Here is a 13,199-nt window from a genome sequence, read left to right as displayed (position 1 = left end):
AGGCTCGAACCTGGCTTCGCACGCGATCGCAACGCCTGAGGTCGTTGCGGGGCTGGGGTTAAAGACGGCGTGCCTTTCGGTTGTCGCATGGCTGGGGCGGGTGGGGTCAGAGGATGGGGGACGCGAGGGTGGGGGCGGTGAGGTCGAAGGGTTCCGCCTGGCACAGGGCGGACAGCGAACCGCCGCGGATGCCCAGGGCCGTTGACGCCTCGCCGGTCGCGGTGTAGACGACGTCGTCGGTGCTCAGGCCGTCCACCAGGCGGTGGTCGATGAGGAGCGGCATCGTGTCGGGCAGGAGCAGCGGGCAGACCAGGCCCGCGGCGTACTCGGTCACGGCGTTCACGATGTCGGGATGCGCCGGGCGGATGGTGCGGGCGCCGATGGTGTGCCGGACGGCGTCGAGCGGCGGACGCTCACCCGCCCGGACGATCACGCCCGTCAGGAAACGCCGGCCGTGGTGGACGTCGTCGCACGTGTAGACGCGTGTCACCAGGCATCTTTCCGCCGGGAGGCCGAGGGCCTTCGGCAACTCGTCGGCGTGGGTCAGCGCGACGGGCAGTCGCACGATCTCGTGCACGGCCTCCCACTGGAGCAGTGCGCGGTGTATGGCGAGAGCGTCCTTCATGTTCGGCTCCATCCCGCGGGGGTCTCCCGGAACTGGTATCGCTGTGTCCCCTGCTTCACACTCTGTGGGAGATATGCCCACATACCCGGAATGACTGGACCAACTCGCGTCATACGTCACGTAAACCCTCAGAAAGCGCCTCAACCGCACCTGCGGCGGACCGGGGCTCTGGCGGCTCCCGCTACCGTTGTCGTGCGGGAGGCTCACCGGCGTCATCGGGGTGTCCAGAACGTAACCCGGGGATCGCGGTAGGAGAAGGGCCCGTCCGGCTCCGGCCCGCAAGGGCTTCCGCGCGGGACGCCGCCGATCGCCAGAAAGTCCTTTGTCAGCCCGTCAACCAAGGAAATACGCTCGATGGCCGTGCCCAACCAGAACGTGACCCCAGAGCCCTCGCGGCGCACCGCGATCGCCGAGCTGCTGCGCGGGATCGCGCCCGTCGCCGACGACCTCGGCGCCCTGTTCGCGGCTGCCGGTTACGAGCTGGCGCTGGTCGGCGGGCCCGTCCGGGACGCGCTGCTGCGCCGTCCGACCAAGGACGTCGACCTGACCACCGACGCGACACCCGAACGCACCCTGGAGATCATCCGCGACTGGGCGGACGCGCACTGGACGATCGGCATCGACTTCGGCACGGTCGGCCTCCGCAAGAACGGCGTCGAGCTGGAGATCACCACCTACCGCAGCGAGTCCTACGACCCGAAGTCCCGCAAGCCGGAGGTCTCGTACGGGACGTCGCTCGTGGAGGATCTGCGCCGCCGCGACTTCGCGGTGAACGCGATGGCGTCGCGGCTGCCGGGGCACGAGTTCGTCGACCCGTTCGGCGGCCTCACCGACCTGCAGCGCAAGGTCCTGCGGACCCCCGGCAGGCCCGAGGACTCCTTCGGCGACGACCCGCTGCGGATGATGCGCGCCGCCCGGTTCGCCTCGCAGCTCGGGTTCACGGTCGCGCCGGACGCCGTCCGCGCGATGAAGGACATGGCGGCCCGCATCGAGATCGTCTCGGCGGAGCGGGTCCGGGACGAGCTGTCCAAGCTGATCTGCGGCCGGTACCCGCGGCAGGGCCTGGCGCTGCTCGTGGAGACCGGTCTCGCCGCGCACGTCCTGCCGGAGCTGCCGAGGCTGCGGCTGGAGATCGACGAGCACCACCGGCACAAGGACGTCTACGAGCACTCGCTGATCGTCCTGGAGCAGGCGATCGCGCAGGAGGCGGGTTCGGGCGACGAAACGGGCGGAGGCGGGCCCGACCTCGTCCTGCGGCTGGCGGCGCTGCTGCACGACATCGGCAAGCCGAGGACGCGCCGGTTCGAGCCGGGCGGCCGGGTGTCGTTCCACCACCACGAGGTCGTCGGCGCGAAGATGACGCGCAAGCGGCTGACCGCGCTGCGCTACCCGAAGGACGTCGTCACCGACGTGTCCCGGCTGGTGGAGCTGCACCTGCGGTTCCACGGCTACGGCACCGGCGAGTGGACGGACTCGGCCGTCCGCCGCTATGTCCGCGACGCCGGCCCGCTGCTCCCCCGGCTGCACAAGCTGACCCGCGCCGACTGCACGACCCGCAACCGCCGCAAGGCCGAACGGCTGCGCCGCACCTACGACGACCTGGAAGTGCGGATCGAGCGGCTGGCGCAGGAGGAGGAGCTCGCCGCGCTCCGCCCGGAGCTCGACGGGAACGAGATCCAGAAGATCCTCGGCATCACGCCGGGCCCGCTCGTCGGACGCGCCTACAAGTTCCTGCTCGACCTCCGCCTCGACCGCGGCATCATCGGCAAGGACGCCGCGGCGGACGAACTGCGCCGCTGGGCCGCGGCCGAAGGCATCGGCGCCCCGGACCGGCCCGCCGGCGAGGAGGGCGAATGATTCCGCTGCAGCTCGGGCGGATGAGCCCGGGGGAGACCGAGCGGATGCTGGCGTTCGACCGGGAGCACATCTGGCATCCGTACGCGCCGATGCCCGCGTCCACGCCCGCCCTGCCGGTCGTGTCGGCGGACGGGGTCCGGCTGACGCTCGCGGACGGCACCGAGCTGATCGACGGGATGTCGTCGTGGTGGGCGGCCGTGCACGGCTACAACCACCCGAAGCTGAACGCGGCCGTCACCGGGCAGCTCGGCAAGATGGCGCACGTGATGTTCGGCGGGCTCACTCATCCACCGGCCGTGCGGCTCGCCGAACGCCTCGTCGAGATCACGCCGGAGCCGCTGACGAAGGTGTTCTTCACCGACTCCGGGTCCGTGGCCGTCGAGGTCGCGATCAAGATGGCGCTGCAGTACTGGCGGTCGCGGGGACGCCTCGAACGGCGCCGGCTCCTCACCGTCCGGGGCGGCTACCACGGCGACACGTTCGGCGCCATGGCCGTCTGCGACCCGGTGAACGGGATGCACCACCTGTTCGGCGACGTCCTCCCGCGGCACGTGTTCGCGTCCGCGCCGCCGCCCGGCTACGCCGCCGAACCCGACGGGGCGTATCTGGACGAGCTGTCGCGGCTGGCCGCCGAGCACGCGGGCGAACTGGCCGGGATCATCGTCGAGCCGGTCGTGCAGGGCGCCGGCGGCATGCGCTTCTACGCCCCCGAATACCTGCGCGCCCTCCGCGGCATCGCCGACGAGCACGGGCTGCTGCTGATCCTGGACGAGATCGCGACCGGGTTCGGCCGGACGGGCGAACTGTGGGGCTGCGACCACGCCGAGATCGTCCCGGACATCATGTGCGTCGGCAAGGCCCTGACCGGCGGATACATGACGATGGGCGCGACCTTGTGCACCGACCGTGTCGCCGGCGGCATCACGTCCGGCGAAGCGGGCGTTCTCATGCACGGCCCCACCTACATGGCGAACCCGCTGGCCGCCGCCGTCGCGTCCGCGTCCATCGACCTGCTGCTGTCGCGCGACTGGCGGGACGAGGTCGACACCATCGAGGCGATCCTGACCAGCGAACTGGACGGCGCGGCCGGCCTGCCGGGGGTGGCGGGCGTCCGCGTTCTCGGCGCGATCGGCGTGGTGGAGGCGCGCGAGCCGGTGGACGTCCCGTCCGTCCAGGAGATCGCGATGGCGCACGGCGTCTGGCTCCGCCCGTTCGGCAGGCTGGTCTACACGATGCCGCCGTACGTCTGCACGGAGGACGACGTCCTCCACATCGCCGCCGCTCTCCACGCGGTGGCCGAATCCCTCTAGCGGAGGGCGGGGACGGGCGGGCGGATGCGGGACGCGGCCGTGCGGTACGCGACCGCGCCCGCGGCGTAGGCGAGGATCACCATGAGGAGGGTGGGGGCGGCGCGGCCGTCCGCGGGCAGCCAGGTGGCCGCGGCTGCCGCGGCGGCGGCGAACGTCGCGTTGAACAGCATGTCGTAGACGGCGAACACCCGGCCCCGGTAGGCGTCCTCGATGATCTCCTGGAGGGTCGTGTCGACGCACAGCTTCACGCCCTGCGACACGACGCCCAGGAGGAACGCGCCGGCCGCCCAGGGACGCTCCGTGAACGGCATCCCCAGGACGAGCAGGCTCAGCGCCGCCACGCCGAGCAGCCACGCCACCCACGCCTGCTTGCTGATCCGCCGCACCACCGCCGGGGTGATCAGCGCCGCCGCGAAGTACCCGGCGCCGGACACGCCGAGCATGAGCGCGAACGTCTCCAGCCCCCGGTCCGGATCGCCGGCGAAGTGGTTGCGGCACAGCAGCAGCGTCATGATCAGGACGATGCCGTACAGGAACCGGTGGAACGAGATCGCGCCGAGCGCCAGCGCCGCCTGCGGCCGCCGCGTGATGTGCCGCGCCCCGTCCGCCAGCCCGGTCAGCACGCCGCCGAGCGCGACCCGGACCCCCGGCCCGGCATCGCCCGCCGGATGCGGCCCCAGCAGCCCCTTCGGCAGGGTCGTCGCGATCAGGCCCGCCAGCAGGAACAATGCCGCCGCCCACACGAGGATCAGCACCGTCCCCTCGTGTCCGGCACCGAACAGCCCGCGCAGCAGGTAGCCGGCCCCGGCACCGGCGAACGCGATGACCGTCCCGGAGGTGACCGTGAACGCGTTCGCGGTCACCAGCCGGTCGCGCCGCACCACATGGGGCAGCGCCGCCGACAGCGCCGCGAGGAAGAACCGGTTGACGCCCAGCACCGCCAGCACGCCGAGGAAGAAGAGCAGACCGTCCTGACCGGCCGCCACCAGCGCGGCGACGAGCAGCACCAGCAGGGCCCGCAGGACGGGCGTCCACACGAGGATCTGCCGGCGCCGCCACCGGTCGATGAACACCCCGGCGAACGGGCCGAGCGCCGAGTACGGCAGCAGCGTCACCGCGAACGCCGCCGCGGCCTTGCCCGCCGTCGTCTGCCGCTCGGGCGAGAAGAACACGTAGCCGGCCAGCGCCACCTGGAAGACGCCGTCGGTCAGTTGCGAGGCAAGGCGCGTCCCGTACAGCCGCCGGAAATCCCGTCCCCGCAGAACTTCCCGCAACTGACCCGCATGCACCCGATCACCATATGTGCTGGACACCGGTACCACGCCCACCTCGCCCGCCGGGGGTTCTACGGGGTCAGCCACAGCCGGGTGTAGTCGTAGCCGGCGGTCGCCGGCAGGTACAGGGCGCCATGGACGCGGGACGAGTGGAAGAGGGGCTGGGAGCGGTCCAGGAGCGGGACGATCGCGGCGTCCTCCATGATCTTCTGGTCGGCCTGCTGCCAGTAGCCGGCGGCGTGGCCGGCGTCGCGGGCGGTGAGGGCCGCGTCGATGAGTGCGTTGACCTCGGGGTTGTCGTAGCCGCCGTAATTGGCGGAGTTCCGTCCGTGGCCGCGGCCGTCGAACAGCGGCTGGACGATCGAGCGGCCGTTGTCGCCGTACCAGTCGGGCACCCGGTCGGGGGCGGCGATGTCCCATTCGCCCGCGCGGGCGCGCGCGGGCGCGCCGGCGTGGAAGGAGCCGCCGGAGTCGGCGATGAGCTTGGTCTTGACCCCGCAGGCGTCGAGGTCGTCCGCGATGGACCGGGCGATGAGCTTGTGGACGCCGTCCGTCCGGTGGGGGAACCTCAGCGTGAGCTTGGGGCGGCCGGCCTGACCGAGCAGTTCCCGGCATTTGGCCGGATCGCCGGATTCATCGGGCGTCGGATAGTGGTTCACGGACGCGTATCCGGAGGTGCCCGGCGGGATCACCGTGTGCAGCGGCCGCGCCACCGACGGCCCGCCGACGATCTTGATGAGGGCGTTGCGGTCGATCGCGTACTCCAGCGCCCGCCGCACCTCCCGCCTGCCGAGCGCGCCGCCGTTGCCGGGACCGCGCGTGTTGAACACCAGGTACGGGCTGGTGTTCGGCGTCTCCCTGAGCGCGAACCGCGGGTCGTTCCGCAGCCGCGGGATCGCGGACACCGGGACGGGCAGGTCCCACGCGAGGTCGGCGGCGCCCTGCTCGATCTGCCGCTGGACGGCCTCCGGCGAGTCCTGCCCGAGCGTGATCCTGATCTGCGCGGCATGCCGCTCGCGGAGCGGGTCACCGTCCGCCCGCCACGCCGGGTTGTGACCGAGCACGTAGGAGACCCCCGGACGGTATTCGGTGATCTGGTACGGGCCGTCCGAGATCGTGTGCCGCCGGAACTGCGGGCCGTCCGGCACGTACCCGTCGTACTCCTTCGGCGCGGCGGCCGTGTACGGCAGCGACAGCAGGTGGAGGAAGTCGCTCGCGGGGCGCTTCAGCGTGAACACGAGCGTCCTGTCGTCCTTCGCGCGGACACCCGCGATCTCATGGTCGCGCTGGTAGGCCGCCATCGCCGCCGGGTCCTCGGCGTCGACGCCGCCGTAGCCGCGGCAGAACTCCTCCATCCCCTTGAGCGTGGAGATGAAGTACTCCTTCCCGGCGGACGGCGCCGCCGGGTTGCAGAGCCGCTTGAAGCCGCGGACGAAGTCCTGTGCGGTCACCGGACGCGGCGGCGCCGTGTTCCACCGGACGCCCTCGCGCAGCCGCACCGTGTACGTGCGGCGGTCCTTGCCGATGCCGCCGTTCTCGCGGGTCGGGATCCGCTCGGCCACGTCCGGCCGGACGGGCAGTGTCTCCTGGAAGTCGTTGGACGCCCGCGTTCCGAACAGCGTCCGCGCGAACGTGCGGGCGAGCCCGTACGCGCCGGTGTCCGACACGGCCGCGGGGTCGAGATGCCCGACATCGGACGACCCGATGATCCGCAGCGTCCCGCCGTCGCGGGGCCGGCCCCCCGCGGACGCGTCGTCCCCGCCCGCCGCGCACCCGGCGAGGCCCACCACCAGCCCCGTCAGGCCCGCCGACACCCTGAGCATCTCGCGTGCCGTCACGTATCCCACCTCGAAGACTCCGAACCTGGCGTGCGGTCACCGGCGGTGTTCCGGAGGTCTACAGAGTGACGGATGGCCGGTACATCACCGTTTCTCCAAAGAAGTAAGGACGCCCTGACAGCGGGATGTCCACTGTCAGGGCGTCCTTCGGGAACTTTGTGATCAGACTCTCAGGCGCCGCTCAGCGCTCGACCTCGCCGCGGATGAACTTCTCCACCGCCTCGTGCGCCTGGTCGTCGTTGTACTGCTCCGGCGGCGACTTCATGAAGTAGGAGCTGGCCGACAGGATCGGGCCGCCGATGCCGCGGTCCTTGGCGATCTTGGCGGCGCGGACCGCGTCGATGATCACGCCGGCGGAGTTCGGGGAGTCCCAGACCTCCAGCTTGTACTCCAGGTTGAGGGGCGTGTCGCCGAACGACTTGCCCTCCAGCCGGACGTAGGCCCACTTGCGGTCGTCCAGCCACGGCACGTGGTCGGACGGGCCGATGTGCACGTCCGCCTTCGCCATCTCGTGCGGGATCTGCGAGGTGACCGACTGCGTCTTGGAGATCTTCTTGGACTGGAGGCGCTTGCGCTCCAGCATGTTCATGAAGTCCATGTTGCCGCCGAAGTTGAGCTGGTAGGTGCGCAGCAGCTCAACACCGCGGTCCTCGAACAGCCGGGCCATCACGCGGTGCGTGATGGTCGCGCCGACCTGCGACTTGATGTCGTCACCGACGATCGGGACGCCCGCGTCGGTGAACTTCTGCGCCCACTCGGGGTCGCTGGCGATGAACACCGGCAGCGCGTTCACGAACGCGACCTTGGCGTCGAGCGCGCACTGGGCGTAGAAGCGGTCTGCCTCCTCCGAACCCACCGGCAGGTACGACACCAGGACGTCCACCTCGGCGTCCTTCAGCGCCCGCACCACGTCGACCGGCTCGGCGTCGGACTCCTCGACCATGTCCAGGTAGTACTCGCCCAGGCCGTCGAAGGTGTGTCCACGCTGGACGGTCACGCCGGTCGGCGGGACGTCGGCGAACTTGATGGTGTTGTTCTCGCTGGCGTGGATGGCGTCGGACAGGTCCATCCCGACCTTCTTGGCGTCAACGTCGAACGCCGCGACGAACTCCACATCGCCCACGTGGTACTCACCGAACTGGACGTGCATCAGGCCGGGAACTCGCGTGTCGGGGGCCGCGTCCTTGTAGAACTCGACACCCTGGACGAGCGAAGAGGCGCAGTTCCCCACACCCACGATGGCTACGCGCACCGAACCCATCCGGTTGCTCCTTAATCTCTAGCGGTTGCGATCCACGCCCGCCCGGAGGGCGAACGCCACCTGTGATGGGACATGAGGTGGGGCTCACCCATCCCGGTTGAGGCCGCCGTCAGCGGCGCTTGTCCCGAGGCATGTCCTGATCGATCTGCTTGGCTGACTGTGCTTGCTGTTCCTGCTCGGCCCGCTCGCGTCCGATGAGCTCGTTGAGCCATCTGACCTCGCGCTCGACCGACTCCAGCCCGTGGTTCTGCAGCTCCAGGGTGTAGGAGTCGACCCGCTCGCGGGTCCGCGCCAGCGCGGCGCGGAAGCTCTCCAGGCGCTCCTCCAGCCGGCTGCGCCGGCCTTCGAGGATCCGCAGCCGGACGTCGGCGCGGGTGTGCGAGAAGAAGGCGAAGTGCACGCCGAACCCCTCGTCCTCCCACGACGCCGGACCGGCCTCGGTCAGGAGCCGCTGGAGGCGCTCCTTGCCGTCGGCGGTGAGCTTGTAAACGATCTTCGACCGGCGGCTCTGCAGTGCCAGCGGTGTGTTCGCCTCGTCCGGACGGTCCTCGACGATCAACCCGTTCGCAAGAAGCTGCTTGAGACACGGATAGAGGGATCCGTAGGAGAACGCCCGGAACATGCCCAGCAGGGCGTTGAGCCGCTTGCGCAGCTCGTAGCCGTGCATCGGGGCCTCGTGCAGCAGCCCGAGCACGGCGAGCTCCAGCACGCCCGCGCCCTTCCTGGCCGCCATCCCGGTTCCCTCTCGCAGAAGCCGATGTCTCGATCCGATGTATCGAGCTAATGTATCGGCTCGATACATCGACAAGATACGTACCGGCTCCCTCCATGGCAAGTGGCCGCCCGGCGCCCGCTGTGCCGAGGTGGGGGGCGAATGCGGCAAGTTCAGGGCGTATGTGGCGGAAATATGTCAAAGTTACGGCTGGAACCACCTGGCCATGTCGAGCGTCCTCAGCCTCGGGGTACCGGCCCCGGACGGCGGACGCGAAGGAGGATCCACCCGGCCGTTTCCATCGGCAGGGGCGCTGACCAGCCAGGACGGAACTTCGCCGTGCCTGCGCTCCCCCCGCTCACCAGCCCGCACAGTACTCTTCGGACGGCGCACGAGTCGCAACAAGGACCGGGGAACGCCCTTGGCCCTCGGCAGCAACCGTTGTCCCCCGTTGATGAGGTCGCGTGAGTAATCCAAGCCAGCCCCGACCAGAACCCGGGTCGCAGAGGCCGGGCGGGCAGCAGAACCCCCGTCCCGGCGACTCCGACGACCCCGGCCGTCCGGACGCCCCCGGCGAGTCCGCCTGGACCCATCCCGCGGGCCCGCCCGGCGTGCCGCAGGACCCCGGCTTCCCGGGGCTGCCGGAAACCGGCCAGAGCCCCGGCTTCATGGGCGGCTACTCCGTCCCCGGCGGCCCCGGCGGCCCCGGCGCCGCCCCGCCGGGCCCCGCTCCCGGGACTCCCGCTCCCGGGACCCCGTCACCTCCCGAATCTCCCCGAGGCCGCCACGCCGCCCCCTTCGGTGACCCTCTCGCCTCGGACTCTCCGGCCGCGTCCAGCGGCGGGTTGGGCGGACATGGCATCCCCGGAGGATCGCCCGGCGGACAGGGGCTGCCCGTCAACCCGCCGTCCCCGGGCCCGCACACTTCCCTCCCCGGTGCCTTCGCCCAGGGCGGCCCGGGCGCGTCCGGCGCGCCCGGTGGCTCGTCCGTGCCGGGCGGCCCGGCCGCGCCCGGCGGCAACGGCCCGTCCGGCGGTCCGGGTGGACCCGGCGGTCCGGGCCGCCCGGGCACACCCGGTGGTCCGTCCGTTTCGGATTCTCATGCCTCGCCCGGCGGCCCCTTCGCGTCCGGTGGGCAGGCCATGCCCGGCGGACCGGGAGCGCCGGGTGGCCCGGCCGGACCCGGTGGTCCGGGCCCGTTCGGCGGCCGGCCGGGTGCACAGCCCGGGATGCGGGGCGCAGCCGGAGCCGGCGGTGCTCCCGGTGGGCCGTGGGCTCCGGGCGCGATGGGCGGAATGCCCGGCGCCGGTGGGCCGCGGGCTCTGAACGCGCCGGGGGTGCCCGGTGCGGCCGCCGGAGCCGGCATGGCCGGGGCGGCCGGGTTCGGTACGCCCGGTGCGCCGCCCGGTGCGCCGCCCGGTGCGCCGCCCGGTGCGCCGCCCAAGCCGGCCGTGCTGGAGAAGCTCGGGGAGCTCGGGAAGGCCGGGCAGGAACTCGGCGCGAAGCTGACCGCGAGGTTCAAGAGCACGGGGGTGCGGGCCGCCAACCGGTCCGGTGGGCCCGCGGGTCCCGGAGGCCCGGGCGGCCCCGGTGGTCCGGGCGGTACCGGAGGCCCCGGTGGTCCGGGCGGCCCCGGACGGCATGGGACGCCGCCTTCCCCGAAGAAGGGGATTCTCGACCATCTGCGGTCCCGGGAGTCGGGGTGGCGGCGGTTCCTGCCGTCCTGGAAGCTGGTGGCCGGTGTCTGCGGGCTCGGCATCGCGGCGTTCATCACGCTGATCTGGGTCGCGTACGAGAACACGCCGACGCCCGAGGAGCCGACGGTCGCGGGCGTGGAGGACCAGGCGTCGATCTTCTACTACACCGACAAGACCGAGATCGGGCGGATCGGGAAGAAGCGGCAGAGCGTCGAGCTGAAGCAGGTCCCGCTGTTCGCCCAGGACGCGGTGCTGGCGGCGGAGAACCGCAGCTTCCGCACCGACCCCGGATTCTCGGTCACGGGCACGACGCGGGCGGTGTGGGACAACCTGACCGGCGGGTCCGGCGGTGGTTCCACGATCACGCAGCAGCTCGCGAAGAACTACTACTCCGACCCGAACAACCGGACGGTCAGCCGGAAGTTCAAAGAGCTGTTCATCTCGGTGAAGCTGGAGGACAAGCACTCCAAGGACGAGATCCTCAAGCTCTACCTGAACACGATCTACTTCGGCCGCGACACGTACGGCATCCAGGCGGCGTCCCGCGAGTACTTCGGCAAGAACGTGTGGGAGCTGAAGCCCGACCAGGCGGCCGTCCTCGGCGGCATCATCCAGAACCCGAACCGGGACCCCGGCGAGAAGGCGAACCAGGCGTGGGTGATGGGGCGGTACCAGTACACGCTCAAGGGCATGGTCTCGATGGGCAAGCTGAGCCAGGCCGACGCCGACAAGTACATGCGGCAGCTACCCAGGATCAGCAAGCCGGGCAGCGGTAACCAGCTGTACGGCGGCCAGCGCGGCTACATGCTGATGCGCGCCAAGGAGGAGCTGCGCCGGCTGGGCATCGACAGCAAGGAGCTGACGACCAAGGGCCTGCGCGTCTACACGACGTTCGACCGCAGGCGGATGGTGATGGCCCAGCGGGCGGCCGAGAGGACCGTCCCGCAGGTGAACCCGAAGAAGCTCGCGAAGAAGAAGATCCGCGTCGGGCTGGTCTCGGTGAACACGGCGAACGGCGAGGTCGTGGCGTTCTACGGCGGGCCGGGCTACCTGGACCAGGAGTTCGACAACGTGTGGCAGGGCTCGGCGCAGGCCGGGTCGGCGATGAAGCCGTACGTCCTCGCGACGGCGCTGAAGCAGAACTACAGCCTGAAGAGCCTGGTGGAGGGACGGTCGAAGACGCCGATCGGCCCGGACGGCAGCGTGGTGTCCAAGGACGACCCGGGCGCCGTGATCGTCCCGAACAGCCATGACGTCGGCCCCGCGATCGACCTGGTCACGGCCACCAAGGACTCGGTGAACACCGCGTTCATCCAGTTGATGGGCAAGGTCGGCATCGATGACGTGATCAAGACGGAGACGGACGCCGGCATCGCGTCCGATCTGCTGACGCCGCACAAGTGCTGCCTGAACCTCGCGCTGGGCGTCAACAACATCCGCCCGATCGAGCAGGCGGCCGGCTACGCGGCGTTCGCCAACGGCGGCGTGTACCACCAGCCGCACGTGATCCGCCTGGTCAGGAACAGCGACAACAAGTCGGTCAGGCTCAAGCCGAACTACGAAGAGCACCGGGTGTTCAACGCGAAGGTCGCGGCGGACGCCACGTACGCGATGCAGCAGGTCATCAGGAGCGGTACCGCGACGGCGGCGGCGCTGCCGGACGGCCGCCAGGCGGCCGGCAAGACCGGTACCACCGACCGGAACGTCTCCTCCTGGTTCGTCGGGTACGTCCCGCAGTTCTCGACCGCGGTGACGATCTACAACGACGCGACGGGCCCGGACGGGAAGAAGAAGTCGGTGATCCTGCCGGGCGTCGGCGAGGTGCAGGGCGGCACGATCCCCGCCCGCATCTGGCGGGCCTACATGGCGAACGCGTTGCAGGGCGTGAACGCCCAGGCGTTCCCGCCGCCCGCGTGGGGCGGGATCGTGCAGAAGTGGGCGAAGCCGCCGGAGAAGAAGAAGGACGAGGACGGCAGGCCGCCGTGGTGCAACTCCCCGGTCGGCCAGTACGACCCGCGCTGCCAGGGCGAGGGCGGTGAAGGCGGCGAGGGCGACATGCCGCCGTGCCAGTCGCCGTTCCCGGACGGCGACTGCAACCCGAACAGGCCGCCGAGCAACCCGCCGCCGCGGTGGTGGTGCCAGCTCCACCGCGACTATCCGGCGTGCCGCAAGCGCGGAGGCGGCCGGGGTTTCGGCGGAGCCGCCACACAGAGCCTCGCGCCTCTGATTCCATTGACCAGGCCACCGGAATGAACCGGTGGGCCACCGTCACCCGAACCGTCCACATGAACTTGGGGGTGTGACATGGAGCATGTTCGCGAATTGCCGCACGCCGGCGGCCTCGATCGCGCGTGCCCGCCCGGCCGGAGGAAGGGCGGCACCGGCTCATCCGCCTCGACGGTCCCGGGGGCACAGTACGCTCGGACGGCGCACAGCCGTCCCCCAGTTGATGAGGCCGCGTGAGTAACCCAAGCCGATACGGACCGGACCACGGACAGAGTTCTGGCCGGCGGGGCCTTCCCCGCCCCGGCTCCCCCGGCACACCGTCCGGCTCGCCGCCGCCCGGCAGGACGCCGCGTCCCGGCGGCAGGACGGGCGGACGTGCCGGCGCCCCCGGCGGTGGCC

8 protein-coding genes are annotated in these 13,199 nt (G+C 71.2%); 3 read left to right on the top strand and 5 right to left on the bottom strand.

The genetic code is table 11. The features are described 5' to 3' along the window. Positions 1-106: 106 nt before the first annotated feature. Positions 107-625 carry an aminoacyl-tRNA deacylase gene (locus tag AF1_RS28920; RefSeq protein WP_067806370.1) on the bottom strand — a complete coding sequence of 173 codons (519 nt, stop codon included), beginning with the start codon at positions 623-625 and terminating at the stop codon, positions 107-109. A gap of 354 nt (positions 626-979) precedes the next feature. Between AF1_RS28920 and AF1_RS28915 the strand changes: the two genes are divergently transcribed. Together AF1_RS28915 and AF1_RS28910 are read left to right on the top strand one after the other, a co-directional pair. Then, the gene (locus AF1_RS28915) at positions 980-2,482 is read left to right on the top strand and encodes a CCA tRNA nucleotidyltransferase (RefSeq protein ID WP_067806366.1); all 1,503 of its coding nucleotides are present in this window, start codon (positions 980-982) and stop codon (positions 2,480-2,482) included. Continuing rightward, positions 2,479-3,792 carry an adenosylmethionine--8-amino-7-oxononanoate transaminase gene (locus AF1_RS28910; RefSeq protein WP_067806363.1) on the top strand — a complete coding sequence of 438 codons (1,314 nt, stop codon included), beginning with the start codon at positions 2,479-2,481 and terminating at the stop codon, positions 3,790-3,792. The genes AF1_RS28915 and AF1_RS28910 overlap by 4 nt, the downstream gene beginning before the upstream one ends. On the opposite strand, the gene AF1_RS28905 is transcribed toward AF1_RS28910, so the two are convergent. From AF1_RS28905 to AF1_RS28890, 4 genes are all read right to left on the bottom strand, one after another. Further along, positions 3,789-5,081 (bottom strand): MFS transporter, encoded by a 1,293-nt coding sequence (locus AF1_RS28905; RefSeq protein ID WP_067806357.1) that lies wholly within the window; start codon positions 5,079-5,081, stop codon positions 3,789-3,791. The genes AF1_RS28910 and AF1_RS28905 overlap by 4 nt on opposite strands. A gap of 56 nt (positions 5,082-5,137) precedes the next feature. After that, entirely contained in the window at positions 5,138-6,904 is a 1,767-nt protein-coding gene (locus AF1_RS28900; protein WP_242608850.1) for an ABC transporter substrate-binding protein, read from the bottom strand. A 181-nt stretch (positions 6,905-7,085) separates the two neighbouring features. Continuing rightward, positions 7,086-8,165, bottom strand: coding sequence for an inositol-3-phosphate synthase (locus AF1_RS28895; RefSeq protein ID WP_067806348.1), 1,080 nt, complete (start codon positions 8,163-8,165; stop codon positions 7,086-7,088). A 109-nt stretch (positions 8,166-8,274) separates the two neighbouring features. Continuing rightward, positions 8,275-8,898: a PadR family transcriptional regulator gene (locus tag AF1_RS28890; protein WP_067806345.1), complete on the bottom strand. Its 624-nt coding sequence runs from the start codon at positions 8,896-8,898 to the stop codon at positions 8,275-8,277. Positions 8,899-10,241: 1,343 nt separating this feature from the next. On the opposite strand from AF1_RS28890, the gene AF1_RS28885 reads away from it, so the two are divergent. Beyond that, positions 10,242-12,827, top strand: coding sequence for a transglycosylase domain-containing protein (locus AF1_RS28885; protein WP_067806342.1), 2,586 nt, complete (start codon positions 10,242-10,244; stop codon positions 12,825-12,827). Positions 12,828-13,199 lie beyond the last annotated feature (372 nt).

It is taken from the genome of Actinomadura formosensis NBRC 14204, from assembly GCF_001552155.1.
In the GTDB taxonomy this organism is placed as follows: Bacteria; Actinomycetota; Actinomycetes; order Streptosporangiales; family Streptosporangiaceae; genus Spirillospora; species Spirillospora formosensis.
This window is presented reverse-complemented; position numbering and strand designations above follow the sequence as displayed.

Excerpts from the sequence above, each read along its gene's own strand:
- AF1_RS28890 (WP_067806345.1), bottom strand. The coding sequence starts at position 8,898 with ATGGCGGCCAGGAAGGGCGCGGGCGTGCTGGAGCTCGCCGTGCTCGGG.
- AF1_RS28885 (WP_067806342.1), top strand. The coding sequence starts at position 10,242 with ATGGCCGGGGCGGCCGGGTTCGGTACGCCCGGTGCGCCGCCCGGTGCG.
- AF1_RS28895 (WP_067806348.1), bottom strand. The coding sequence starts at position 8,165 with ATGGGTTCGGTGCGCGTAGCCATCGTGGGTGTGGGGAACTGCGCCTCT.
- AF1_RS28915 (WP_067806366.1), top strand. The coding sequence starts at position 980 with ATGGCCGTGCCCAACCAGAACGTGACCCCAGAGCCCTCGCGGCGCACC.
- AF1_RS28910 (WP_067806363.1), top strand. The coding sequence starts at position 2,479 with ATGATTCCGCTGCAGCTCGGGCGGATGAGCCCGGGGGAGACCGAGCGG.
- AF1_RS28920 (WP_067806370.1), bottom strand. The coding sequence starts at position 625 with ATGAAGGACGCTCTCGCCATACACCGCGCACTGCTCCAGTGGGAGGCC.